This window comes from Sphaerisporangium sp. NPDC049457 (assembly GCF_055586705.1).
In genome coordinates this window covers 271,344-295,003 of the sequence record NZ_JBVJHR010000004.1, presented here as the reverse complement: position 1 = coordinate 295,003, position 23,660 = coordinate 271,344, and the positions used below count along the sequence as shown (strand labels likewise).

Here is a 23,660-nt window from a genome sequence, read left to right as displayed (position 1 = left end):
TCGCGGTCGCGGGGCCGGTCCGTCACGACGATGGGCCGGACGATGAGCCGGCGGCCTGGGAGGCCACCGTGCGCAGGACGTCGGCCGTGGGCTCGTCGGCGGGGTAGAACGACTCGATGGCCAGCTCGGCGACCGTGATGTCGAGGGGAGTGCCGAAGGTCGCGATCGTGCTGAAGAACGCGAGCTCGCCGCCCTCGTGGCGCAGGCGCAGCGGCACGACGATGTCGCCGGGACCGGGCAGCTCCACCTCCGGTTCGGGCTGGTCACACGGATAGGAGCGCAGCTCCTGGTCCAGGGCCTCCAATCGCGGGTCGGCGGTGAGCGAGATCTGGCGGCGGAGCCTGCCGAGCAGGTGCGCCCGCCACTCGCCGAGGTTGACGATGTGCGGGGCCAGGCCGTCGGGATGCAGGCTGGCTCGCAGCACGTTGGCGGGCGGAGAGAGCAGCTCCGGTGACACCAGCCGGGTGAACAGCGCGAGGCTCGTGTTGCCGTCCACGAGGTTCCAGCGCCCGTCGACCACGACCGCGGGGTAGGGCTCGTGCCCGGTGAGGACCTGCCTGATCGCCCGGCGCACGGCCCGCATGCCCGGCGCGTCCAGCGTGCTCTCGGAGAAGACGGGCGCGAAGCCGGCCGCCAGCAGCAGACGGTTGCGCTCGCGCAGCGACAGCTCCAGATGCTCGGACAGGTTGAGCACCATCTCGCGGCTCGGATTGGATCGCCCGGTCTCCAGGAAGCTCAGATGCCGGGCGGAGATGTCGGCCTGGATGGCGAGGTCCAGCTGGCTGAGCCTGCGGCGCTCGCGCCACTGGCGGAGCAGCTCGCCGACCGGCCGCTGGGAGAGCGCCGTCATCGTCATGACCCGAGGCTATGCGCGGCCCCGCGCCGCCGCGATTACGTCCCGGGTAATGGCAGGCGTTCCGCCGATGGCTCGCGTCAGGCGGTGGAGCCGCCGTCCACGACGAGATCGTGTCCCACGGCGAAGCCGGCCTCGTCCGAGGCGAGCCAGAGCACCGCGGTGGTGATCTCCGCGAGCGTGCCGACCCGTCCGATGGGCAGCTGCGCCTTCATGCGGGCGGCACGGTCTTCCTCGGACTCGCCGGGGCGCATGGACATGGGGGTGTCGTGCGGCCCGGGACTCACCGCGTTGATGCGGATGCCCTCGCCGATGTACTCCAGGGCGGCCGTGCGGGTGAGCGCCGCGACCGCGGCCTTGGACGCGGCGTAGGCGCCGAGGCCGGGGACCCTCTTGTGCGCGCCGATCTGTGACGACACGTTGACGATCACCCCTGTGCCGCGCCGGCGCATGGCGGCTATCTCGTGCTTCATCGACAGGAAGACGCCGGTGGTGTTGGCGTCGATGGTGCGCGCCCAGTCGTCCTCGTCGATGTCGGCGACCCGGCCCATGGTGAACACGCCGGCGTTGTTCACCGCGACGTCCAGCCCTCCGTGCCGTCGGGTGATCTCGGTGACGAGCCGGGCGATGTCGGAGGAGCTGGTCACGTCCGCGGTCAGCACGGTGGCCAGGCCGCCGTCGGCCTCGATGAGGCGCACGGTCTCCTCCAGGGGCTCGCGCCGGCGGCCCGCGACGCACACCACCGCGCCTTCGCGGGCGAAGCCGCGCGCGACGGCCCGGCCGATGCCGGAACCGGCCCCGGTGACCAGCACCACTTTGCCGTCGAATCTCATCGTGCCCCCTGGCGGATGTCCGCTCTGGTCGTATCTGATATTGGATCGTTCGTTCTCGAAACTTGCCGAGTCGGTCCTGGTGGCCGGGTCGATCGCCGTGCCGCGGGCCGGCACGGGCGGTGTGGAGGCGGCGCGCGCCCGGAGGGCACGGTCAGCCGAGCACCGAAAGGGCCTGGGCCGCGGCGTCGCGCAGCCGCCGATGGTCGGGGGAGCCCTTGCTCACCAGCCGCAGCCCCTGCAGGAAGACCAGCAGAAAGCGGGCCAGCGCCAGCGGGTCGCGGTCGGCAGGCAGTTCGCCCTGCGCGCGGGCGCGGGTCAGAGCCGAGGCGATCGCGGTCTCCATGGCCGTCCAGTTGGCGTCCAGGATGCGGGTGACCTCCTCGTCGCCCGGGAGCATCTCGCCCGCCGCGTTGACCGCCATGCACCCGCGCCGCCGCACGTCGTTCACGGAGTCGGAGGCGTAGAACTCGACCAGGGCGCGCACGGCCGGCAGCGCGGGGCCGGGCTGGGAGAGGATCTCCAGCGGCGAGGGCCGGCGGCTTTCGATGTAGCGGCGCAGGGCGAGCACGTACAGCTCGTGCTTGCCGCCGAAGGTGGAGTAGAGGCTGGCGCGGGCGACGCCGAGCCTGTCGACCAGATCGGCCATCGAGGTCGCCTCGTAGCCGCGTTCCCAGAACAGCTCCAGAGCGGCCTGGAGCGCCTTCTCGGGGTCGAACTCCTTCGTACGCGCCATGGCTCTGACCTTATCAAGAATGAACGGTCTAATAAAAGCGGCGACGGCCGCCCCCGCGGACCGTCACCGTACGCTCGGTCCGCCCTCACTCCCACCGGAAGACCCGGGCCGCGAACACGCCTGCGGCCAGCCCCCATGCCACCAGGACGCCGAGGTGGAGCGGCTGCGGGGCCGCGCCGGCCCAGGTGTCGCGCATCGCCTGGCCGAACGCGCCCGTCGGAGTGAAATCGCTGAGCCGGCGCAGCACCTCGGGCATCAGCTCGCGGGGAAGCCACATGCCGCCGAGGAACAGCAACGGGAACATCACCAGCGAGCCGACACCTCCGGCGACGCGGCCGTTCGGCACCACGGCGGCGACCGACAGGCCGAGCGCGAACATGGCGCACACCCCGACGACGAAGGATGGCGCGAACCACAGCAGAGCCGCCGGGACGCGCGTGCCGAGGACGAGGTGCCCGAGCAGGAGGGTCAGGAAGGCGGCGAGCACCGAGGTGGCCAGGTTCAGCACCAGCTGGGCGCCGAGCAGCGACGCCGGCGAGGCGGGAGTGGTGGACAGCCTGCGCAGCACGCCCCGCTCGCGATAGGTGGCGAGCGCGGTGGGGATGGCGCTGAAGGCGGAGGTCGCGACCGACAGCATGATCATCATTGCCGGGAGGTGGGTGTCGACCACCCGCTCGCCGCCCAAGGAGGGGTCGGCCGCGCGGAAGGCGGGGATGGCGCTGCCCAGGATCAGCAGCAGGCCGACCGGGAGGACGATGGTGAAGAACGCCGTGAGGGGTTCGCGCAGATAGAGGCGGGCTTCGGTGAGCAGCACCTTGCGCAGCGCCGAGCGGCCCCGGCGGGCCGGGTGAAGAGAGGGCGAGCCGGTCGTCGTCATGGAGTCTCCTGGGTGTGCTTGGGGGGCGGCGTCGGTGGCACTCGCCCGGTCGGTCGGAGCCGCCGGTCAGGAGGCGTCGACGGACGGGCGGCCGGTGAGGGCGAGGAAGGCGTCGTCCAGCGTGGCGCGCTCCATCTGGAGGCCCGCAGGGACGATCTGGCAGGCCGCGAGGGCCGTCGTCACGGCCAGCAGGACGCCGTCCGCCCCGGTCACCGTGACCGTGTCGCCGTCTCGGGTGAGGGTCGCCACCTCGGGGAGCGCCTTGAGCACCTGGTCGGCGCCGGGCGCGCCGCGGAAGCGCAGACGCTGACCGCCGTCCACCCGGGCGATCAGGCCGGCGGGCGTGTCGACCGCGGCCACCCGGCCGCGGTCGATCACCGCGATGCGGTCGCAGAGCCGCTCGGCCTCCTCCATGAAGTGGGTGACCAGGACGATCGTGACGCCGCGCCGTTTGATCCGCTCGATGAGCTCCCAGGTCTCCCGGCGTGCCTGAGGGTCGAGGCCGGTGGTCAGCTCGTCCAGGATGGCCACGCGGGGCGCGCCCACCAGGGCCAGGGCGATCGACAGCCGTTGCCGCTGCCCGCCCGACAGCTTGGCGAACGCGGTGTCGCGCTTGGGACCGAGCCCGACCTCCTCCAGCAGCGCCCGCCAGTCGGCCGGCCGGTCGTAGAACGACGCGTACAGCTCCAAAGCCTCACCGACCCGCAGCTTGTCGGGCAGCGAGCAGTCTTGGAGCTGCACGCCGACCCTCTGGCGCAGCAGCGCGCGGTCCGCACGCGGATCGAGCCCCGTGACGGTGATGGCGCCGCCGTCGGGAGTGCGAAGGCCGCACACGCACTCGACTGTCGTGGTCTTGCCGGCGCCGTTGCGGCCCACCACGCCGAAAAGCTCGCCTTCGCGCACGGCGAACGACACCTCGTCGACCGCCACCTGATCTCCGTACACCTTGCGCAGGTCGGTGATCTCGATGATTTCCATGCACCCGACGGTAAGAACGCCGGGCTTGTCGGTGGAATGCGCCTGCGGCCCCGGCCGGGGTGTACCTAAGTACACCTTCGAACGGGTGCAATGGGCACTACGAGCTAAGCGCCGGATGTCGCAGACTGGGCGGCATGGTTCTCAGGACGGCGGTCGGCTTCGGGCGCGCTCTGGCGCTGCTCGCGCTGGCCGCGGTGAACGCGGCGATCGGCGCGCTGGCGCTGCTGGTGCTCGTGCTGAGCTTCGGCCTCGGCATGGTCTTCCTGTTCCCGGCCACCATCCGCCTGATCCGCCGCCGGGCCACGCAGGCGCGCAGGCTCGCCCTCGCCTGGGCCGAGGTGCAGATCGTCCCGCCCTACCGCGCGGCGCCGCCGCCGCCCGTGCCGCAGCGCGACGGCTGGTACCGCGAAGGCCGCAGCCTCTACCGCACGTCCCTGGTGCCGAACTTCAACCGCACCCTGAACTGGATGTTGACAGACCCGGCCACCTGGCGCGATCTCGCCTGGCTGATCGCCGACCCGCTGTTCGGCGGGGGTCCGGTCCTGGTGCCGCCGCTCATGGTGGCGGCCGGGGCGGCGCTGGCGGCGCAGGGCCTGGCTGCGGCGCCGGCCGGGGTGGCGCTCGCGGTCGCGGGGCTCCTGGTGGCCCCGCGCGCGGTCCGCCTGCACGGCGTGTGGACGCGCCGGCTGCTCGCCCCCACCTACCGCGCCCGCCTGACCAACGCCATGCGCCGGCTGACGCAGGCGCACACCGAGGCGATCGACACCCAGGCCGCCGAGCTGCGGCGCATCGAGCGCGATCTGCACGACGGCGCGCAGGCCCGTCTGGTGGCCATGGGCATGACCCTCGGCGCGGCCGAGGAGCTCATCGACTCAGACCCGGAGGCCGCCAAGGCGCTGATCGCCAAGGTCCGCGAGGCGTCGGCCGCGTCGCTGGTCGAGTTGCGGCAGCTCGTGCGGGGCATCCACCCGCCCGTGCTCGCCGAACGCGGCCTGGAGGACGCCGTGCGAGCCCTGGCCCTCGACAGCCCGCTGCAGGTCTCGGTCGACGTCGAACTGGCCGTCCGGCCGGAGGCTCCGGTCGAGTCGGCCGCGTACTTCGTGGTCAGCGAGCTGCTCACCAACGCCTGCAGGCACGGCGGCGCCCGCCGTGTCGCGGTGGACATCAGCCGCCGCGGCCCCGCCCTGCGCATCACCGTCATCGACGACGGGCAGGGCGGGGCCGATCCGTCGCGTGGCAGCGGGCTGCGCGGCATCGAACGGCGGGTGGCCGCCTTCGGCGGCACCCTCACCCTGCACAGCCCTCCCGGCGGGCCGACCAAGGCGGGCGTGGACATCCCCCGCGTGTTCGCCGGATACGCCGCGTGCCACGCCAGGCTGCCCGGCTGGAAGCACAAACTCATGGTCTTCTGCTGGGGGACGAGCTGGTTGCCGCTGTTCCCGCAGGGCCTGGTCACGGCCGGCTTCAAGATCTTCAATGCCGACCAGCGGAGCTGGTTCCTGGCGCTCTACTTGCCCGAGGCGCTCCAGTGGCCCACCATCATCGGCATGACCGCTGTCGGCACGGCCATGCTCCTCGTCGCGTACGGCCTGTCCCACCAGGCCAAGCAGGCGGAGTCCGGGGTCAACGCGTGAGGGTGGTCCTGGCCGAAGACCTCTACCTTCTCCGCGACGGCCTGGTCCGCCTCCTGCAGGCCCACGGGTTCGAGATCGTCGCGGCGGTCGAGTCGGGGCCCGAGCTGCTCAAGGCCCTGCTCGACGAGCGCCCCGAGGTCGCGGTGGTCGACGTGCGGCTGCCGCCGACCTTCACCGACGAGGGGCTGCAGGCGGCGCTGGCGGCCCGTCAGTCGATCCCCGGCCTGCCCGTGCTGGTCCTGTCCCAGCACGTCGAGCAGCTGTACGCCAGAGAGCTCCTCGCCGACGGCACCGGCGGGGTGGGCTACCTGCTCAAAGACCGGGTCTTCAACGCCGCGCAGTTCGTCGACGCGGTGCGGCGGGTGGCCGCCGGCGGCACCGCGATGGATCCCGACGTGATCGCCAAACTGCTGGCCAGCAACGCCCGCCACGAGCCGCTGGGACGGCTCAGCCCGCGCGAGCGCGAGGTGCTCGGGCTCATGGCCGAGGGACGGTCGAACGCCGCCATCGCCCAGCGACTGTTCCTCAGCGAAAGCGCCGTCGCCAAGCACACCGCGAGCATCTTCACCAAGCTCGACCTGGCCGTGTCCGACGACGACAACCGGCGCGTCCTCGCCGTCCTGGCCTACCTCAACGGCACCAGGGGCTGAATCTCCCGAAGTAGGGGCGAGGTGGGTGATGGTCCGCTTGCTTCGCGGGTAAATGTCCGACCCAGGCGCTACCTTCTGGAGAACAAAGGTTACCGAAGGGGATGGATCAGGGTGAAGTTCCAGGTGAACCGCGATGTCCTCGCCGACGCGGTGGCATGGAGCGCCCGCACGCTGCCGGGACGTCCCGCGATGCCCGTGCTGTCCGGCATCCTGCTGGAGGCGCTCGACGACAGCCTCATGCTGTCGGTGTTCGACTACGACGTCTCCGCCCGCGCGGTCGTGGACGCCGACGTCGCCGAGCCGGGCAGGGTGCTGATCCCCGGCCGGGTGCTCGCCGAGATCACCCGCAGCCTGCCGCCCGAGCCCGTGCAGATCGTCACCTCCGGCGCCGAGGCGGTGCTGACCTGTGGCGGCGCCGAGTTCGGCCTGCTGACCATGCCGGTGGAGGACTTTCCGACGCTGCCCGCCATGCCGCCCAAGGCCGGCGCGGTGGGCGGCGGCGTTTTCGCCTCCGCCGTCACGCAGGTGGCGGCCGCCGCCAGCCGCGACAACACCCTGCCCATGCTCACCGGCATCCGCGTCGACATCGACGGCGCCCAGGTCTCCATGGCGGCCACCGACCGCTACCGCATCGCGGTACGTGACTTCCTGTGGAACCCCGAGCGTCCCGACGGGCAGGCCGCGGTCATGGTGCCCGCGAAGGTCATGGTCGAGGTGGGCCGTGCTCTGCGCGCCGGCGAGGTGTCGATCGGCCTCGGCGACGGGGTGGCCGGCTTCGAGTGCGCAGGCCGCACCACCACCGTGCGCCTGCTGGACGAGCAGTTCATCGACTACCGGGCGCGGCTCACCGACACCTGGGCGATCCGCGCCGACGTCACGGTGGCGCCGTTCGTCGAAGCCGTCAAGCGCGTCGCCCTGGTCGCCGAACGCCACACCGCCATCCGGCTGTCGTTCACGCAGGGGCAGGTGCTGGTGCAGGCCGGCGGCGGCGACATCGGCCGGGGCGCCGAGGCGGTCGCCGCCGACCTGGAAGGCGACGACATCCAGATCGCCTTCCAGCCGCACTACCTGCTGGACGGCCTGGCCGGGGTACAGACCGAGAAGGCGAGCATCCACATGGCCTCGCCCACCCGGCCCGCTCTGATCACCGACGAGGACGACGACCCGGCGTTCCGCTATCTGGTGATGTCTCTGCGCATGCCCTGAACCACCCGGTCAGCGCATGCCCTGAACCGCCCGGTCGGCGGCCTTCGAGGGGAGGAGCCGCGCGTCAGTCGACCAGCTCGGGCGTCTCGGTGAGCGCGATCGCGATGTGCTCCATGCAGGCGTGCCCGGCGCGCTCGGCGGCGGCCGCGTCACCGGAGGCGATGGCCCTGGCGATGGCGTCGTGCGGGATGTGGCCGTTCTGCAATGGCGCGCCCGCGGCGGCGATGCTGGCGCGCAGCGCCGCCGAGAAGTCCTTGTACAGCTCGATCAGCACCCGGTTGTGCGTGGCCTCGACCACCGCGACGTGGAAGGCAAGGTCGGCCTCCACGAAGGAGTTGACCTCGCCCTCGGCCCATGCCTCCTCGCGCCTGAGCAGGGCAGCCTCGATCAGCTCGATGTCACCTTCGGTGCGGCGGACGGCCGCGAGCCGCGCGGCCTCGACCTCCAGCGCGCGCCGCACCTCGAGGATCTCCAGGTGCTCGGCGGCCCGCAGGCGCCGCGCCATGGCGCCCGAGAGCTCGCTGGTGGCGCGGACGTAGGTGCCGTCACCCTGCCGGCATTCGAGCAGGCCCGCATGAGTGAGCGCGCGCACCGCCTCACGGACGGTGTTGCGGCCGACGCCGAGCTGCTCAGCGAGGACGGTCTCCGTAGGGATCTTGGCGTGCAGACGCCAGGACCCAGAGGTGATCTGCTCTTTGAGCTGCTCGATCACCTGGTCGACGAGGGAAGCCCGCTGCGCCGTACGCAGACTCACAGTCTGCCTCCTCCGGGTAACCAATCATCCTACGAGTCAATGATTGGTCGACCTTATTTATTCCAGGGCCCCGAGCCAAATCCGGGGCCCTGGAGGGAGGTCTACCGCGCGAAAACCGTTGCTGTGACGGCACCGGCGACGGTCGACCTGACCCCGACCGCTTCGAGTGCCCTACGATACGCGCGCGTCTGCCGGCCACGGTCACCGGCCTTGCCCCACAGGTCGCCCAACTCGCGCCACACCTCGGCGGCTTCCCTGTCGCGGATCGCGCCCGACGACGGCATCGCCGCCAGGACCTCCTCGGCACGCTGCAGGTGAGCCGTGACCGTGGCATCGGACCGTGCCAAAGCGCCCCCGGCGCGCACGAGATGGGCCGAAGCCCTGATGGTGCGCGGTTCGTCGGCCAGCAGGTCCAGCGCCTTGGACGCGAGGTCGTCGGCGTCGCCGGTGTCCCCGGACCGCAGGTGCACCCGGGCGAGCACGATGAGGCTGTGCGCGTACTCCGCGGACTCGGCCGGCAGCACGGAGAAGACCTCCGAGGCGCGGGAGACCAGCGCGTCGGAATCGTCCCCGCCGGACCGTGCGGCGGCGATCTCGGCCCAGCGCATGGCGATCTTCGCCATCTGCACCGCGATGCGCGCGGGCCGGCCGGCCGACAGGGCGTCGTCGGCGAACTGCACCGCGAGCGCCGAATCCTCACCCTCGGCCGCCGACACGCTGGCCTGCCAGAGCGAGAGGATCTCGGTCGTACGGTCGGACGGCACCGGCACGCCCGTGACCTCGAGCACGTGCTCGACGTAGGGCAGGCCGATCTCGAGGTCGGCGAGCGCCGCGGCGAGGTCCACCGCGACCTCACCGTGGAACAGTGACAGTTGCGTAACCTGCTCCAGCGCCTTGGCGCCGAGATCGCGGGCACGCATCACGTCGCCGGCCTTGTGGTAGCACCGGCACAGCGCCACGGTGAGCGGCATGTCGGCCAGCCGCTCCGGGTGCGCGGCGGCCTCGCGGCGCAGCCGCTCGTACGCCTCGACCGCGCGGCCCACCTTGCCCTGTGCCTCCAGCGCACGCGCCCGCCCCAGACGGGCATGGGCGGCCAAGAGAGCGTTCTCTTCGCCGGCGGCCTTGACGATGTCGCCGAAGCGGTCGGCGGCCAGGGCCGCGTCCCCGTGGTACAGCTCCAGCTCGGCGTGGCGCAGGCCGAGCTCGGTGTCGATGCGCTGGCGCGGCTCGATCCCGTGGAGCAGGAACTCGGTGGTGCATCCGAGGCGCTCCGCGAGAAGGCGGGCGACCACCGGCGTCGGCGTACGCTTACCGGACTCGATGAGTGAGACATAACTGTCGGAGAGGTCGGGTCCAGCCAGCTGGGCCTGAGACATGCGCCTGCTCAGACGCAGCCCGCGGACGCGATCACCAATGGTTCCCTGACTCGGCATGTGATCTCTTAAGGCGATGTTATGGTCAATGGTCTCGCCATGATGGCACGAAGCAGCCGAATCGGGTATACCCACGTCAAGAATCCCGAGGGGCAAGACTGTCTCACCCCTCGGGATTCAGGACGAACCCGGACTAATCGTCGTCGTCAGAACTGGGAAAGAGCATCTGGCAAACCTCGAGGTACAAGGTCTCCGGATACGGAATGAAGGGGACCGTCGAGAGCGCCTGGTCCTGACCGGCGGACTCCAGGACGAACTCGCCGTAGCCGAGCATGCGGCCGAGCAATGAGCGCTGGAAGCTCATGTCGGTCACCTTGCCGAGCGGCATCATCGCCACTCGGCGAGTGATCAAACCAGTGGTAAGGAGCATGCGTTTGGACGTCACCACGAAGTAGTCGACGGACCACTCGGCCACTTTCCACACGAAGCGGATGAGTAAGAGAAGCCAGGCCCACCACACGATCACGAGGGCCTGGGACCCTTGGTTCTCTCCGAGCCACTTGCTCAGCAGCCCCGCCAGGACCAGGCCGCCGAAGACCTCGGCGACCGGCCGCAGCAGCACGGCCGGGTGGCGCCGCACCATGATGACCTGGTGTTCGTGGGGCAGAAGGTAACGATTGACCGACGACGGAGCAGAGTCCCCGTGGGTCACAAGTCTCATGTCAGCTTCGCGACGAATAGCGCCAGCGAATCCGCGGCGTTCACCACAGTGTCCATTGCTCCTCTGACCGCGCTCGCCGCGTCAGCCGGTCTGGTGAACAGGTAGAAAGCCACAAACGCGATGGCTGCGTACGTTAGAACCTTCTTGACCTGCACTGCCGCCTCCGTTAACCAACTCACCCACTGCACCCACCGTATACATTACCCAGCTCATTCGCTCGGTAAAGGCATCCTGACCCCACAGTCTTTAGGGGTCTGGATGTGACCTGCGTCACCCTTGCTCGCCGACGACCGTGGCCAGCACCTGAAGGTGCTTGCGCGCGATCCGCTCGACGAGGCTCGGGTACGCGTAACCAGTGACCTCCATCGCGCCGTGGTGCGCCGCCTCTATGCAGCGGGTCACCGTCGCGGCGGGATGGACCCCGGCGAACTCGACCTTCAGCGCGGTCTCGACCTGTGTGTAGGCGTCAAAATCCGGCAGGTGGTCCATCGCTCTCCCAGGTGTGCGTCCACGGCCCCGCGGGGGCCGGAACACAGTGACTATGTCATCACTCTGTGTACCCTGTGAAACACAGTATGTAACGAAGGGTGCGTCAACCTGGGGAAGAGGAAGGAAAAAGAATCAGACGACGCCGTAGAGGCGGTCTCCCGCGTCGCCCAAGCCGGGGACGATATAGCCGTGCTCGTTCAGCCGCTCGTCCAGGGCGGCGGTCACGACCCGCACGGGGTTGCCCGAGTCGGCGAAGACCTGCTCCAGGTACGTCAGGCCCTCGGGCGCGGCGAGCAGGCAGATGGCGGTGACGTCCTCGGCGCCGCGCTCGAACAGCAGCTCGATGGCCGCGGCGAGCGTGCCGCCGGTGGCGAGCATGGGGTCCAGCACGAAGCACTGGCGGCCCGAAAGGTCCTCGGGCAGGCGGGTGGCGTAGGTCTGCGCCTTGAGGGTGCCCTCGTCGCGGATCATGCCGAGGAAGCCCACCTCGGCCGTGGGCAGCAGGCGGGTCATGCCGTCGAGCATGCCGAGGCCGGCCCGCAAGATCGGCACGACCAGGGGCGCGGGGCGGGCCAGCCGCACGCCGTGCGCGGGGGCCACGGGGGTGGAGACCGTCGCGTCGATGACCCGTACGTCGCGCGTGGCCTCGTACGCCAGCAGCGTGACCAGCTCGTCGGCCAGCCGGCGGAACGTCGGAGAGTCGGTGCGCACGTCCCTGAGGGTGGTCAGCTTGTGAGCGACCAGCGGATGGTCAACGACGAGGGTCTTCATGGCTGCCAACGCTATCTCCTGCGACCGAGTGAAGGGTACGAGCAGCCTGGTAACGCCCATCACACCTCAAGTCGGCCGTGGGCCGCCGTTTTTGATCACAATTTGCCTGAGCGGCCTACGGGACCCCGGTGATTCTGGGAGCATTACCAACTGTAAGAACCGCGTCGGTGGGGTGAAGATGACAGACGTAGATGCTCTTGACTTCGCCATCGTGGTCTACCGCGAGGACGACCGCTGGGAAGCCGAGATGTTGCCCGTGGGTCTCACCGCGGACCTCCACGGGCTGATCCATGCCCTCCGTCAGCAGCCGAGCATGGGTGCCACGATTGGCCTGGTCGCCGTTGGGGATGACTTCTTCGTGGCATTGAGGGTGTTCGGCGAGCGCGTCGACGTCTTCCTGTCCGACATCACCGCGTCGTGGGACTGGCCGCTCGCCCAGCAGGTGCTGGAGTACCTCGACGTCCCCGTGCCGGAGGAGGAGGAACTCGACATGGTCCTCCCGGCCGGAGATCTGTCGATCTTCGCCGACCTGGGCCTCGACGAGATGGAGCTGGGCGCCCTCTCCGGTGACCTCGAACTGCTGCCCGACGAGGTGCTTTCCAGCATCGCCGCGCGGCTGGGGTTCTCCCAGCCGTTTGAACGTGCCGTCGACTCAGCCATCGGCTGACCTCGGGAGCCCCGATCATGCCCTCGAGACCAACACACAGCGCTCTGTTCGCCGCGGCCTTCGTCCGCACGCCCGACGGGTGGAGCGGTGCCGAGGTCGATCTGACCAACGCCGAAATCGCCGACGACCTCGGAGACGCCGTCTCGGAGGCCCTGGGCCTGAACGGCGAGGAGCTCGCCCTGCTGTGCGTCGAGGTGGAGGACGAGTGGTTCGCGATCGTTCGCTACGACGACGACGCCGAGCCTCGCGCGTTCCTCTCGGACGCCCACGCGGCGGCCCGTGACGGCCTGGGTGAGCTGTTCAACGAGCTGGCCGGCGTCGTGGTGCCCGACAAGGAGGCCGATCTCGGCGTCCGCCCGGCCGGCGACTTCGAGCTGCTGAGCGACCTCGGGGTCAGCGCCGAGGAGATGCTGGAGCTCAGCATGGAGGAGGGGGTGCTCCCCGCCGACACCCTCTCGGTCATCGCCGAGAAGCTCTCCTTCGCCGATGAACTCGACCGGCTGCACTGACGCCCCGCCCGGCGCGGCGTCGTCCGGCGTGGCGCCGCCCGTGGGGTCGCTCGCGAGGTCGCTCGCGAGGTCGCGCCCGTGAGCGAGCCGGCGTCCGCCGCGTTCGAGGCGCCGATGCGGCTCGCGCTCGAACAGGCCGTGCTGGCCGGCGGGCGCGGCGAGGTGCCGGTGGGGGCGGTCGTCCTGGGGCCCGGCGGCGAGGTGCTGGCGGCCGCGGGCAACGACCGCGAGGCGAGCGCCGACCCGACGGCCCATGCCGAGGTGCTCGCCCTGCGCGCGGCGGCCCGCGCGCGCGGCGAGTGGCGGCTGACCGGCTGCACGCTGGTGGTGACCCTCGAACCGTGCACGATGTGCGCGGGTGCCGCGGTGCTCGCGCGGGTGGACACGATCGTCTTCGGGGCCGCCGACGAGAAGGCCGGCGCGGCCGGCTCGCTTTGGGACGTGGTGCGCGACCGGCGGCTGAACCACCGTCCGGAGGTCATCCTCGGAGTCCTGGCCGGCGACTGCGCGGCCGTGTTGCGGGACTTCTTTGCCGAGCGCCGCCAATGAAAAGGGCATTTGGGGCCTATCGGACGGTGTGCGCGAGCGAAGAGGGCCGCGGATCCGGTAGGCTGCTCGGCGGTGGAGTCGCCTAGTGGCCGAGGGCGCACGCCTCGAAAGCGTGTGATGGGGCAACCTATCCGTGGGTTCAAATCCCACCTCCACCGCCACCACGAAGGGCCCGCGCCGGGCGACCGGCCGCGGGCCCTTCTGCTTGCCCGCTTGCCCGCTGGTGTGCTCGCCCGCTGGAGTCCGCGGCCGGTCAGAGCGGCGGGTCGGGCGGCTACAGGTCGTCGAAGGGCTTGGCGTACGCGAACGCGCCGCGCGTCGCCGGCGAGTACGCGGTCAGGGCGCGCGCCTGGAAGTGGGCGCCCCACGCCGGGACCGGCGGGACGATGCCCAGTTCGGCGGCCGGCCGGAAACCGAACCGCGGGTAGTAGTCGCGGTGGCCGAGCAGCACGACCAGCGGTTCGCCGAGCGCGTCCGCCGCTCCGAGCACGGCGTGCATGAGCGCGTGGCCGACGCCCCGGCGCTGGTGGGCCGGGAGCACTCCGAGCGGCCCGAGCCCGAGCGCGGGAGCCGACTCCACCGAGGCCCGGGTGCAGACGACGTGCCCCACGACCTCGCCGTCCGGTGCGGTGGCGACCAGCGAGAGCGGCGGCAGCCAGGCGTCACAGGCCCGCAGGGCGTCCACCAGGACGGCCTCCACCGTCGGCTCGCCGGGCGCTTCGGGCTTGGCGAAGGCGGCGTTGTGGATCTCACGGATGGCCGGGATGTCCGCGGCGATCTCGCGTCTTATCAGCATCCACTCAGGCTGGCCGCGCGGCCGCGGGAGTGTCAACGCGATTACCGGGCCCGGCCACCGGCAGGCCGCCCGCTTCCCCGCCCGTTCCGTGTCCGGGTTCGCCTTCACGCCGGTTCGCTTCCGCTTCCGCGTACGGGCTCGCCTCCGCGCTGGGCTCGCCTCCGCGCTGGGTTCGGCTGCGCGTCAGCGACGCCGCAACGTCCGGGCGGCGGACCCCAAGGGGTGCGGAGGTGTGGGTTCTGGCGGGCGTCAGGGGTCCAGAGTGCTCTCTTCGACGTTCTCCATGCGGCCGTAGAGGGCCTGTTCGTTGATCTCGAGGTTGTTGATCAGACGGAGGCTCGCCGCGATGGCGTTGCCGACCAGTTCGCCCGCGACCTCTCCGTACTCCACCTGGAGCACGAGGTCGGCGGCGCGGTCGTCGTCCGCGGCGCGTCGCGGGTCGTGGCGGGCGCCCTCGGCGCCGATCTCCGTGGCCGTGCGCAGGAGCGAGGTCACGGCGGACGCCTTCGCACGCGGCATCGTGAGCGTGAGCAGCTCGCGCTGCACGCGGCCGAGGCGGACGCCCTCCTCGGGGCCGCCGAACAGCAGCGCGTACAGAAGGTCCTTGGCTTCGAGCAACAGCGCCTCACCTCGCGGCGAGCGGTGCGCGGGGGAGATGAGCGGGCCGCCCTTGTGCGGCGGATCGAGGAGGTAGCCCTCGTTCTCCAGCTGCTCCCTCGCCAGCGCGCGATATCGCTCGATGTGACCGGGGAGGGAGGCGTCGTCGAGGCCGAGCAGCCGGACGCGTGACGCCCGCGCCGCGCGATCCTCGGCGTCCTCGTCGTCGTACTCCCCGGTGCCTGAATCTTGCCCGCCGCGGTGGGCCGGGGGTTCGTGCGCCTGCCCCGGGGGCCGGCCGGCGTCCCGGCCCGTCTCGCCGCTCGCATGCGCGGCGTGCCCGCTCTGCCCGCTCTGGCCGTCGTACCCTGCCTGGCCACCGTGGTCGCTGTGGCCGCCGTTCCCGCTCTGGCCGTCGTGCCCGCTGTTCTCGCCGTCACCGGGGCCCGTGCTCCATGGCGCCTGCCGCGGGACCAGGCGCGTCACGTCGGCGCTGGGGAGGACCAGGGCCATCAGCTGCTCGACCAGCCACTCGGTGGGCTGCTCGGTGAGACGCTCGCGAACGCGTTCGCGGAACTCCGCCGCGAGCTCTTCACGGATCTGTGCCACGAGCTGTGTGACGTCTGGCATTTGGATGACCGCCCGGCGTTCGCGTTCCAGCGGCGTGAGCCGTGTCGCCCCTGCGACGGTCGAAGCCTAGGTAACCGGCCTGCGGCGCGGAGCCGGTACGGGAACTGTTTTACCTACGAGGCCGGTGGCCGGCCTCGTGATCCGCGCTGTTCACCTCATTTCGATCTCGCCCGCGCCTCCTCGTCCGGCCGTCACTGCGCCGAAGAGCCGCCGGAGTCGTCCAGCTCCAGCACGCGCGCGTGCAGGACCGAGCGCTGGTGCAGGGCCGCGCGCAGGGCGCGGTGCAGGCCGTCCTCCAGGTACAGCTCGCCGCGCCACTGCACCACGTGCGGGAACAGGTCACCGTAGAACGTCGAGTCCTTGGCGAGCAGAGAGTGCAGGTCGAGCACCGCTTTCGTGGTGACCAAGGAGTCGAGCCTGACCTGCCGGGGCGGAATCTGTGCCCATTCGCGATGCGACAGGCCATGCTCGGGGTACGGGCGGCCATCACCGACTGACTTGAAGATCACCCTACGCAGTTTAAGAGAGTTTTCCGGTTTCCCCTGCTTCAGCGACTGTGGAGTGAAGTGCCGACCAGCTCAGATGCCGCCCGAGAAGGTGTCGCACTTGGCGGGATCGCCCGAGGTGTAGCCGGTGCTGAACCACTTGGTCCGCTGCTCGGCCGTGCCGTGGGTGAAGGCCTCCGGGTCCACGCGGCCCTGCGCCTTCTCCTGGATGCGGTCGTCGCCGACGGCCGCCGCGGCGTCGAGCGCCTCCTGGATGTCGGTCTGGGTGAAGGGCTTGTCGTAGAAGCCGGTGTCCACGGCGTTCTTGGCCCACACGCCGCCGTAGCAGTCGGCCTGGAGCTCCAGTCGTACCGAGTCGCTGTCGGCGCCCTGGCTGTTGCCGCTGATGCGGTCCATGGTGCCCAGCAGGTCCTGGACGTGGTGGCCGTACTCGTGGGCGATGACGTACGCCTGCGCGAACGGGCCGCCCTTGGCGCCGAACTTGCTCTGCAGTTCGTCGAAGAAGCTGAGGTCGAGGTAGACGTGCTTGTCGCTCGGGCAGTAGAACGGCCCGACCTGCGAGGTGGCCTGCCCGCACCCGGTGTCCACCGCCTGGGAGAACAGCACGGTCTTGGCCGGCGAGTACGCGCCGTCACCGCTCTTGCCGAAGGCGTCCTTCCAGTACGCCTGGATGCTGTTCACCACGCCCACCACCCGGCAGTTCTCGGACTGGTCGGCGTCGGAGCCCTTCTTGCACTCCTGGGAGAGATCGGAGGTCGGCTGGACGCCCGTCGTGTCGCCGCCACCGCCCCCGGTGATGTCACCGGGGTTGATCCCGAATATGAGTGCGGCGATGAGGGCGATGATGCCCGCCGCGCCTCCTCCGATGGCGAGCCCGCCGCCTCGGAGTCCGCCTCCGCCACCTCGGTTCTCGACCTGAGAAGCGTCAAGGTCGACATCGTCCCGGAAATCCATCGGCCCGTTCCTTTTCTCGGTCCTCAGGTGTCGTCTGCCTAGTGCCCCGCAGAAGAACGATCATGCGTTGTCGCGGGATGACATCAAGCCGGAGTCATGCCCAGGGCGGCGCAGGCGTCGCACAAAGGGGCCTTTCGCCAAGGTCGTGGCCGTTGAGGGCCAACGCGCGGCCGTGATCGGCCGCGCCAGGGCGACGGCTGCGGGGCCGGCGGCCGGGGGCGGGCTACGGTGACGATCGAAGATCACCGCGGGTGATACGGAGGTCACCTTGAGTGCCAGGAACGAGACGCCGCCTCCCTCCCGCGACGAGGTGCCGCCCCCTCGTCGCGTCCACGACCGGCGCCCGGCCTCCGGCGACGCGCCTTACCCCTATGACGTCGCGCATGCCGATGACCTCGCCCATGACGGCGACGCGCCGCGTCGGGCCGCCGATGTCGTGCCGCCCCCCGCCTACTTCGTCCGCAGTCTGCCGATCATGCCGGTCAGCGCCTGGCTGCGTGCGTGGGCCGTCTCCCACGGGCCGATCGTCGCGGGCCTGGTGCTCGCCTTCTCGGCCGGCGCCGGAGCCGGCCTGGGCCTGCATCCCGCCTGCGGGCACGCCGGCGGCGGGCGTGCCCCGGCGTCCTCGCTCAGTCCATGATCGAGTGAAGCAGCCCGACGGCCGCGAGCCCGGCGGGCAGCCCGACGGCCGGGCCCATCGCCGCGGTCATGTTCGTGGTGACGCTGCCGGCGAGCCCCAAGATGAGCACCCAGCGTTGCGGCAGCCGGGCCGGCTGCTTGGGAAAGGGGCTGTTCTGGGCAGGCTGCCGCCAAGGTATCCTCATCGGCGATGTCCTTCTCGTGCGGTTGGAGTGCGGGGATGGACTAGAGCGGCTCCCTGTCTAGACCACAGGGGGCCGTTCGCTTTTTCTGCCGCTCATCGCGGTTAGAGCCTTACGCGCGGCTATCCTGCTCTAACTGATCGCCCTGTGCAAGTGCACTTGCACGAGAAGATAATTCTCCATATGCACGTGCATTTGCATCGTCACATACTTGAAAGGCGTACGATGTGCCGCTGAGAACGGCGGCTCCGCCGCGCCGTCCAGTCGACCAGGGAGCGCTCGATGACCGGGGAACACGTGCTAAGCGGTACATCGACCGGCGCGGTGCTCCCCGGCGCCGGCCCGACCGTCCTGCGCATGATGCTCGGCAGCCGGCTGCGCGACCTGCGCGAAACCCGGCGCATCACCCGGGACGAGGCCGGGTACGCCATCCGCGCGAGCGCTTCCAAGATCGGACGGCTGGAGCTCGGGCGCAGCCCGTTCAAGACCCGCGACGTGTCCGACCTGCTCACCCTGTACGGCGTCACCGACGAGGCCGAACGGCAGGCGCTGCTCACCCTGGCCACGCGGGCCAGCGCCAACGGCTGGTGGCACCGGTACGGCGACGTCCTGCCGAGCTGGTCGGAGGCGTACATCGGACTGGAGGAGGCCGCCACCATCATCCGCAGCTACGACGTCCAGCTCATTCCCGCGCTGCTGCAGACCGAGGACTACGCCCGCGCGTTCGTCGTGGGCCGCTATGACGAGGCGTCGCTCTCGGAGGTGAACCGCCGCGTCGGCCTGCTCATGGGCCGCCAGCGCATCCTCGCCGGGCAGGACGGGCCGCGGCTGTGGTGCGTCGTGGACGAGGCCGTACTGCACCGGCCTCTCGGGGGCCCGTCGGTGCACCGCGCCCAGCTCGACCACCTGATCGAGGCGGCCGCCATGCCGAACGTCACCCTGCAGGTGCTGCCGTTCGAGGTCGGCGGGCACGCCGCGATGTGCGGCCCGTTCAGCATCCTGCGCTTCGCCGAGCCCACCCTGCCCGACATCGTCTACCTCGAACAGCTCACCAGCGCCATGTACCTGGACAAGCGCGCCGAGGTCGACGAGTACGCCGCCGTCCTGGACAGGCTCAGCATCCTCGCCGCGCCGGCGCCCGACACTCCGCGCATCCTCGCCGCCATCCGCGACCGGATCTGAGAAACACGAAGGGCCCGGCTGGATGGACCGGGCCCTTCTTGCTGCTCAACCAAGCGCGGAGGATAGGAGATTCGAACTCCTGAGGGGTTGCCCCCAACACGCTTTCCAAGCGTGCGCCCTAGGCCAACTAGGCGAATCCTCCGCCGAGAAGCTTACCGGACTCCGGAGGGCGCCGAGACCATCGAGACGACGACGAATCGGTCTCGGTCTTCGCGCCGTGGCCGCCCCGAGCACTGCCGCGCACGGCTAGACTGTCACCGGACCCCTCGCACGGCGTCATCCTGTGAACCTCCCCAGGGCCGGAAGGCAGCAAGGATAAGCGGGCTCTGTCGGGTGTGCGAGGGGTCTCTTCGCTGGAGCCTCGAGGCGGTGTCGTCAGATGATCGCGATGATCGGCACACATGACCCTCAAGTCGCTCTGGTGACCACTTACTCCGACCCCCTAGGCGAGGAGACGGCATGAGTCTCGCTCTCTACCGCAAATACCGGCCTGGGACGTTCGCCGAAGTCAAGGGTCAGGAGCACGTCACCGAGCCGCTGCGCCAGGCGCTCAGCACCGGCCGCGTCAACCACGCCTATCTGTTCAGCGGGCCGCGCGGGTGCGGCAAGACCTCCAGCGCGCGCATCCTCGCCCGCTCGCTCAACTGCGAGAAGGGCCCGACGCCCGATCCCTGCGGCGAGTGCGAGTCGTGCGTGGCGCTCGCCCCCACCGGCCCCGGCCACCTCGACGTCATCGAGATCGACGCCGCGTCCCACGGAGGCGTGGACGACGCCCGCGACCTTCGCGAGCGCGCCTTCTTCGCCCCGGTCTCCGCGCGCTTCAAGATCTACATCATCGACGAGGCGCACATGGTGACCCGTGAGGGGTTCAACGCGCTGCTCAAGCTCGTCGAGGAGCCCCCGCCACACCTGAAGTTCGTCTTCGCGACCACCGAGCCCGAGAAGGTCATCGGGACCATCAAGTCGCGCACCCACCACTACCCGTTCCGGCTGATGCCACCGGCCACGCTGCGGCAGCTGCTGGAGGAGATCCTCACCTCCGAGTCGGTGCCGTACGAGCCGGCCGCGCTGCCGCTGGTCGTGCGCGCGGGCGCCGGCTCGGCCCGCGACTCGCTGTCCATCCTGGACCAGCTGCTGTCCGGAGCCGACGAGGCCGGCATCACTTACGCGCGCGCGGTGTCCCTGCTGGGGTACACCGACGGCGGGCTGCTGGACGAGATCGTCGCCGCGTTCGCCCGGCGCGACGGCGCCGCGGTCTTCCAGGCGGTCAACCGCGTGGCCGAGGGCGGCCACGACCCGCGCCGGTTCGCCATGGACCTCCTTGAGCGCTTCCGCGACCTGGTGATCCTCGCCAACGTGCCCGAGGCCGCGGGCAACGGGCTGCTCGACCGGCCGGCCGACGAGCTTGAGCGGCTCGCCGAGCAGGCCGCCTCCATGGGGCCCGCCGAGCTGACCCGCGCGGCCGAGGTGTTCAACGCGGGGCTGACCGAGATGCGCGGCGCGGCCTCTCCCCGGCTGCTGCTCGAACTGATGTGCGCGCGCGTGCTGCTGCCCGCCGCCGGCCAGGGCGAGGGCGCGCTGCTCGCCCGTCTTGAGCGACTCGAACGCGGCGGCGTCGTGGCGGCCGCCGCCGTACCGGTGCCCGGCGCCGCCTCCGCCAGCACCGGCACGCGGGCCGCCGCGCCGTCCGAGCCGCATCCGGCCGGTGAGCGGCACTACCCGCAGCCGGGCCAGTCCCAGCACGTCGCCGCGGTGGCTTCGCCGCACGCCGCACCGGGGCAGGCCGCGAACGCCGCCTCCGGTCAGACGGCGCAGCCGGCCGAGGCCCGCCCGCCCGCCGCGCGTCAGTCTTCGGACGACTGGCCCGCCCCGGCGAGGGCCGGCGCCCAGCAGGGCGCCACCCATGGGCAGCAGGACGCCGCCGCGCCGCAGGCGTCGCCGCGCGGGCAGGATGCCTCCGCCGCGGGGCCGGTGGTCCAGGCGGCGTCCGGCGCCTTCCAGCACACCTGGCCGCAGATCCTTGACGTGCTCAAGCGGCGCTCGCCCGCCGTCTGGGCGAACGTCAACACCAACTCCCAGCTCATCGGCGTCGAGGACAACATCGTCACGCTCGGCTTCAGCCAGGTCGGCGCCATGCGCAACTTCGTCAACGGGGGTAAGGACACCGTCGTCGCGGCGGCCATCGCGGAGGTCATGGGCGGCAACTGGCGCGTCGAGGCGGTGGTCGGCAACGCGCCGGGCGGCGCCGCGCCCTCGGCGCCCGCGCGGCAGGCTCCGGCGGCCGCCAGGCCGGCGCCGTCCCCGCGCCAGGAAAGCCCGCCCGCCGCGCAGGTTCCCGCGCCGCCGGAGGCCACGGGCGCGTCCGTCACCTCCCTTCAGGGGCGGCGGCAGGCGCCCGCGCAGCGGCCCGCCCCGGCCGCGTCCCCGTCGGACGAGCCGTGGCCGGACGCGCCGCCGCCGGACGACGAGGGGCACGCGCCTAGCCCGGGGTTCGGCGGGGCCCGTCCGGGGCTCGCCGCGGCCCGCTCGGCCGCTCAGGCGGCGGCCCAGTCGGGGCCGAGGCAGGCGGGCGCGGCGGGCTGGCCGGACGCCGTCCCGCGCCGTTCCGGCCCGACGCCCGTCGAGGCCGACGAGGTCGATCCTGACAACGACGCCGACGCCGACACCGACGCGCTGACCGGCATGGCCCTCGTCGAGCGCGAACTGGGCGGCAAGGTCATCGGCGAGATCGACCACACATAGCGGCGTCCTCATATGGTCTTGACGTGATGCGTGCTCCTCCTTGACACCGTCCCCGTGCCGGTTCTGGGACGCTGGAGTCGCGCACGGGCGGGGGCCGCGCCGGGTCCGGGGGCGCGGTGGGACGACCGCGTCGGCACCTTGCGGGACGGCCGTGCCGGCCCGCGAGATGTGGCCGCCAACCGGGGCGGGCACCTGCGGCGCCGTGTCCCGTGACCGCCGCCCGCTCGCCAACACCGGTCGGCGCCAGTGCAACATCCGTGGCAAACCCCGTAGGCTCGTGCCACACGCGAAGCCATGAGGAGCGCACGATCGTGAATCCAGGTGATGTCAACCTGCAGCAGTTGCTCGAGCAGGCGCAGCTCATGCAGCAGCAGCTCGCGACGGCACAGCAGGAGCTCAACGACGCGGAGGTCGAGGGAACCGCCGGTGGCGGCCTGGTCGTCGCCACGGTGAACGGCAGCGGCGAGCTGCTCGAACTGAAGATCAGCCCGAAGGCCATCGACTCCGGTGACCCGCAGGACACGGCCGACACGATCGCCGACCTGGTGATCGCGGCGGTGCGTGACGCCGTCCGCGCGGCGGCCGATCTCCAGCAGGAGAAGCTCGGTCCGCTGGCCCAGGGCCTCGGCGGGGGCGGATTCCAGCTTCCGGGGTTCTGACCGCCATGTACGAAGGGGTCGTCCAGAATCTGATCGACGAGCTGGGTCTGCTGCCCGGCGTCGGTCCCAAGAGCGCGCAGCGCATAGCGTTTCACCTGCTGTCCGCCGACCCGGCCGATGTCAAGCGGCTGGCGCACGCCTTGCTGGAGGTCAAGGAGCGCGTCCGGTTCTGCCGCGTCTGCGGGAACGTCGCGGCCGAGGAGGAATGCCGCATCTGCCGCGACCCCCGGCGCGACCCCCATGTCATCTGTGTCGTCGAAGAGTCCAAGGACGTCGTCGCCATCGAGAAGACGCGCGAATACCGCGGCCGCTACCACGTGCTCGGCGGGGCTATCAGCCCCATCGAGGGCGTGGGCCCGGATGATCTGCGCATTCGCGAGCTGATGACACGGCTGGCCGACGGGGAGGTCACCGAGCTGATCCTCGCCACCGATCCGAACTTGGAAGGGGAGGCCACGGCTACCTATCTGGCCAGGTTGGTGAAACCGATGGGTTTGAAAGTGACACGATTGGCCAGCGGTCTGCCAGTGGGCGGAGATCTCGAGTACGCCGACGAGGTCACCTTGGGCCGCGCTTTCGAAGGACGGAGGCTGCTGGATGTTTGACGAGTGGAACGCCATGGCGGATCGCATCGCCGCGCACGCGCAGAACTACCTCGATGGCCTGACGAGGCTGGCGGGCGGCGAGGGCGGCGACGCCATGCTGCCGATGCTGCTCGTCGAGGTCGCGCAGGTAAGCCTGGCGGGCGCACAGCTCGGAGCCGCCCAGGACGTGATCCTGCAGGGCAATTTCGAGCCGGCGACCGGTCCTGACCCCGATCTCGACGGGGTGCGCACGGCGCTCGCCACGCGTCTTGGTCCTGTGGACGACTACGCCGAGGTCTTCGACCCTTACAAGGACACCGGCGTCACCGCCTACCGTCTGTCGGACGACCTGGCGGCCGTCGCGGCCGACCTGATCCACGGGCTCGGCCACTACCGCGCGGGGCGTCCGCTGGAGGCCCTGTGGTGGTGGCAGTACTCCTACTTCAACACCTGGGGCAACCACGCGGGCGCGGCCATGCGCGCGCTGCAGGCGCTGGTGGCGCACACGCGCCTGGACGTGGTCGAGGAGACGACCACCGCCTGATCCGCCCAAGCGCCGCGCCGCCCGCGGTACCGCTGTACGCCTGCGCGC

General features: G+C 71.0%; 28 protein-coding genes, 2 tRNA genes and 1 other RNA gene. 14 read left to right on the top strand and 17 right to left on the bottom strand.

What is annotated here, in order from left to right; all coding sequences use genetic code 11:
* Window positions 1-22 precede the first annotated feature (22 nt).
* The 5 genes from ACZ6QO_RS08945 to ACZ6QO_RS08925 form a co-directional block, all read right to left on the bottom strand.
* Window positions 23-856, bottom strand: a complete 834-nt coding sequence (locus tag ACZ6QO_RS08945) for a helix-turn-helix domain-containing protein (protein ID WP_465849054.1) — start codon at window positions 854-856, stop codon at window positions 23-25.
* Between the two features lie 77 nt (window positions 857-933).
* Window positions 934-1,686 (bottom strand): SDR family NAD(P)-dependent oxidoreductase, encoded by a 753-nt coding sequence (locus ACZ6QO_RS08940; RefSeq protein ID WP_465849052.1) that lies wholly within the window; start codon window positions 1,684-1,686, stop codon window positions 934-936.
* Window positions 1,687-1,837: 151 nt separating this feature from the next.
* Window positions 1,838-2,419, bottom strand: a complete 582-nt coding sequence (locus ACZ6QO_RS08935; RefSeq protein WP_465849050.1) for a TetR/AcrR family transcriptional regulator — start codon at window positions 2,417-2,419, stop codon at window positions 1,838-1,840.
* Window positions 2,420-2,504: 85 nt separating this feature from the next.
* A complete protein-coding gene (locus ACZ6QO_RS08930) occupies window positions 2,505-3,296 on the bottom strand; it encodes an ABC transporter permease (protein ID WP_465849049.1) in 792 nt (263 codons plus the stop codon).
* 66 nt (window positions 3,297-3,362) lie between these two features.
* Entirely contained in the window at window positions 3,363-4,274 is a 912-nt protein-coding gene (locus tag ACZ6QO_RS08925) for an ABC transporter ATP-binding protein (RefSeq protein ID WP_465849048.1), read from the bottom strand.
* Window positions 4,275-4,408: 134 nt separating this feature from the next.
* Here ACZ6QO_RS08925 and ACZ6QO_RS08920 point away from each other — a divergent pair, with 134 nt between their 5' ends.
* From ACZ6QO_RS08920 to dnaN, 3 genes are all read left to right on the top strand, one after another.
* Complete coding sequence (locus ACZ6QO_RS08920) at window positions 4,409-5,908, top strand: sensor histidine kinase (protein ID WP_465849047.1); 1,500 nt, start codon at window positions 4,409-4,411, stop codon at window positions 5,906-5,908.
* Window positions 5,905-6,558, top strand: coding sequence for a LuxR C-terminal-related transcriptional regulator (locus ACZ6QO_RS08915; RefSeq protein WP_465849046.1), 654 nt, complete (start codon window positions 5,905-5,907; stop codon window positions 6,556-6,558). The genes ACZ6QO_RS08920 and ACZ6QO_RS08915 overlap by 4 nt, the downstream gene beginning before the upstream one ends.
* A gap of 111 nt (window positions 6,559-6,669) precedes the next feature.
* Window positions 6,670-7,764 carry a DNA polymerase III subunit beta gene (dnaN, locus tag ACZ6QO_RS08910; protein WP_465849044.1) on the top strand — a complete coding sequence of 365 codons (1,095 nt, stop codon included), beginning with the start codon at window positions 6,670-6,672 and terminating at the stop codon, window positions 7,762-7,764.
* Between the two features lie 64 nt (window positions 7,765-7,828).
* On the opposite strand, the gene ACZ6QO_RS08905 is transcribed toward dnaN, so the two are convergent.
* The 6 genes from ACZ6QO_RS08905 to upp all read right to left on the bottom strand — a co-directional run bounded on the left by ACZ6QO_RS08905 (window position 7,829) and on the right by upp (window position 11,872).
* A complete protein-coding gene (locus ACZ6QO_RS08905) occupies window positions 7,829-8,518 on the bottom strand; it encodes a FadR/GntR family transcriptional regulator (protein ID WP_465849043.1) in 690 nt (229 codons plus the stop codon).
* Window positions 8,519-8,619: 101 nt separating this feature from the next.
* A complete protein-coding gene (locus ACZ6QO_RS08900) occupies window positions 8,620-9,951 on the bottom strand; it encodes a helix-turn-helix domain-containing protein (RefSeq protein WP_465849183.1) in 1,332 nt (443 codons plus the stop codon).
* A gap of 133 nt (window positions 9,952-10,084) precedes the next feature.
* Complete coding sequence (locus ACZ6QO_RS08895) at window positions 10,085-10,612, bottom strand: PH domain-containing protein (RefSeq protein WP_248964684.1); 528 nt, start codon at window positions 10,610-10,612, stop codon at window positions 10,085-10,087.
* Complete coding sequence (locus tag ACZ6QO_RS08890) at window positions 10,609-10,767, bottom strand: hypothetical protein (RefSeq protein WP_354851688.1); 159 nt, start codon at window positions 10,765-10,767, stop codon at window positions 10,609-10,611. Before ACZ6QO_RS08890 ends, ACZ6QO_RS08895 begins: the two co-directional genes overlap by 4 nt.
* 115 nt (window positions 10,768-10,882) lie before the next feature.
* Window positions 10,883-11,101, bottom strand: a complete 219-nt coding sequence (locus tag ACZ6QO_RS08885) for a three-helix bundle dimerization domain-containing protein (RefSeq protein WP_465849040.1) — start codon at window positions 11,099-11,101, stop codon at window positions 10,883-10,885.
* Between the two features lie 132 nt (window positions 11,102-11,233).
* Window positions 11,234-11,872 (bottom strand): uracil phosphoribosyltransferase, encoded by a 639-nt coding sequence (gene upp / locus ACZ6QO_RS08880; RefSeq protein WP_465849038.1) that lies wholly within the window; start codon window positions 11,870-11,872, stop codon window positions 11,234-11,236.
* 178 nt (window positions 11,873-12,050) lie between these two features.
* On the opposite strand from upp, the gene ACZ6QO_RS08875 reads away from it, so the two are divergent.
* The 4 genes from ACZ6QO_RS08875 (at window position 12,051) to ACZ6QO_RS08860 (ending at window position 13,758) form a co-directional block, all read left to right on the top strand.
* Window positions 12,051-12,539, top strand: coding sequence for a tRNA adenosine deaminase-associated protein (locus ACZ6QO_RS08875; RefSeq protein ID WP_354851704.1), 489 nt, complete (start codon window positions 12,051-12,053; stop codon window positions 12,537-12,539).
* A 17-nt stretch (window positions 12,540-12,556) separates the two neighbouring features.
* Entirely contained in the window at window positions 12,557-13,048 is a 492-nt protein-coding gene (locus tag ACZ6QO_RS08870; RefSeq protein WP_465849037.1) for a tRNA adenosine deaminase-associated protein, read from the top strand.
* A gap of 114 nt (window positions 13,049-13,162) precedes the next feature.
* Window positions 13,163-13,597 (top strand): tRNA adenosine(34) deaminase TadA, encoded by a 435-nt coding sequence (gene tadA, locus ACZ6QO_RS08865; protein WP_465849182.1) that lies wholly within the window; start codon window positions 13,163-13,165, stop codon window positions 13,595-13,597.
* Between the two features lie 71 nt (window positions 13,598-13,668).
* Window positions 13,669-13,758 (top strand) — tRNA-Ser (locus ACZ6QO_RS08860).
* 113 nt (window positions 13,759-13,871) lie between these two features.
* Here ACZ6QO_RS08860 and ACZ6QO_RS08855 read toward each other — a convergent pair.
* The 4 genes from ACZ6QO_RS08855 to ypfJ all read right to left on the bottom strand — a co-directional run bounded on the left by ACZ6QO_RS08855 (window position 13,872) and on the right by ypfJ (window position 17,080).
* A complete protein-coding gene (locus ACZ6QO_RS08855; RefSeq protein WP_465849035.1) occupies window positions 13,872-14,393 on the bottom strand; it encodes a GNAT family N-acetyltransferase in 522 nt (173 codons plus the stop codon).
* A 249-nt stretch (window positions 14,394-14,642) separates the two neighbouring features.
* Complete coding sequence (locus tag ACZ6QO_RS08850; RefSeq protein ID WP_465849034.1) at window positions 14,643-15,620, bottom strand: hypothetical protein; 978 nt, start codon at window positions 15,618-15,620, stop codon at window positions 14,643-14,645.
* A gap of 191 nt (window positions 15,621-15,811) precedes the next feature.
* Window positions 15,812-16,129 carry a type II toxin-antitoxin system VapB family antitoxin gene (locus ACZ6QO_RS08845; RefSeq protein ID WP_465849032.1) on the bottom strand — a complete coding sequence of 106 codons (318 nt, stop codon included), beginning with the start codon at window positions 16,127-16,129 and terminating at the stop codon, window positions 15,812-15,814.
* 69 nt (window positions 16,130-16,198) lie between these two features.
* Window positions 16,199-17,080 (bottom strand): KPN_02809 family neutral zinc metallopeptidase, encoded by an 882-nt coding sequence (gene ypfJ / locus ACZ6QO_RS08840; RefSeq protein ID WP_465849030.1) that lies wholly within the window; start codon window positions 17,078-17,080, stop codon window positions 16,199-16,201.
* 268 nt (window positions 17,081-17,348) lie between these two features.
* Here ypfJ and ACZ6QO_RS08835 point away from each other — a divergent pair, with 268 nt between their 5' ends.
* Entirely contained in the window at window positions 17,349-17,720 is a 372-nt protein-coding gene (locus ACZ6QO_RS08835) for a hypothetical protein (RefSeq protein WP_465849029.1), read from the top strand.
* Here the strand turns inward: ACZ6QO_RS08835 and ACZ6QO_RS08830 are convergent.
* Entirely contained in the window at window positions 17,710-17,904 is a 195-nt protein-coding gene (locus ACZ6QO_RS08830; protein ID WP_465849027.1) for a hypothetical protein, read from the bottom strand. The two genes, ACZ6QO_RS08835 and ACZ6QO_RS08830, sit on opposite strands and share 11 nt — an antisense overlap.
* Before the next feature lie 279 nt (window positions 17,905-18,183).
* On the opposite strand from ACZ6QO_RS08830, the gene ACZ6QO_RS08825 reads away from it, so the two are divergent.
* Window positions 18,184-19,083 carry a helix-turn-helix domain-containing protein gene (locus ACZ6QO_RS08825; RefSeq protein ID WP_465849025.1) on the top strand — a complete coding sequence of 300 codons (900 nt, stop codon included), beginning with the start codon at window positions 18,184-18,186 and terminating at the stop codon, window positions 19,081-19,083.
* Window positions 19,084-19,139: 56 nt separating this feature from the next.
* Here the strand turns inward: ACZ6QO_RS08825 and ACZ6QO_RS08820 are convergent.
* Window positions 19,140-19,225: transfer RNA gene (locus ACZ6QO_RS08820), tRNA-Ser, on the bottom strand.
* 115 nt (window positions 19,226-19,340) lie between these two features.
* On the opposite strand from ACZ6QO_RS08820, the gene ffs reads away from it, so the two are divergent.
* From ffs to ACZ6QO_RS08795, 5 genes are all read left to right on the top strand, one after another.
* Window positions 19,341-19,436, top strand: an RNA gene (gene ffs / locus ACZ6QO_RS08815) — signal recognition particle sRNA small type.
* 106 nt (window positions 19,437-19,542) lie between these two features.
* Window positions 19,543-21,825: a DNA polymerase III subunit gamma and tau gene (locus ACZ6QO_RS08810; RefSeq protein WP_465849024.1), complete on the top strand. Its 2,283-nt coding sequence runs from the start codon at window positions 19,543-19,545 to the stop codon at window positions 21,823-21,825.
* A gap of 311 nt (window positions 21,826-22,136) precedes the next feature.
* Window positions 22,137-22,484: a YbaB/EbfC family nucleoid-associated protein gene (locus ACZ6QO_RS08805; RefSeq protein WP_465849022.1), complete on the top strand. Its 348-nt coding sequence runs from the start codon at window positions 22,137-22,139 to the stop codon at window positions 22,482-22,484.
* Between the two features lie 5 nt (window positions 22,485-22,489).
* Window positions 22,490-23,089, top strand: a complete 600-nt coding sequence (gene recR, locus ACZ6QO_RS08800; RefSeq protein WP_465849021.1) for a recombination mediator RecR — start codon at window positions 22,490-22,492, stop codon at window positions 23,087-23,089.
* Entirely contained in the window at window positions 23,082-23,612 is a 531-nt protein-coding gene (locus tag ACZ6QO_RS08795) for a DUF5063 domain-containing protein (protein WP_380838899.1), read from the top strand. The genes recR and ACZ6QO_RS08795 overlap by 8 nt, the downstream gene beginning before the upstream one ends.
* Window positions 23,613-23,660: the final 48 nt, after the last annotated feature.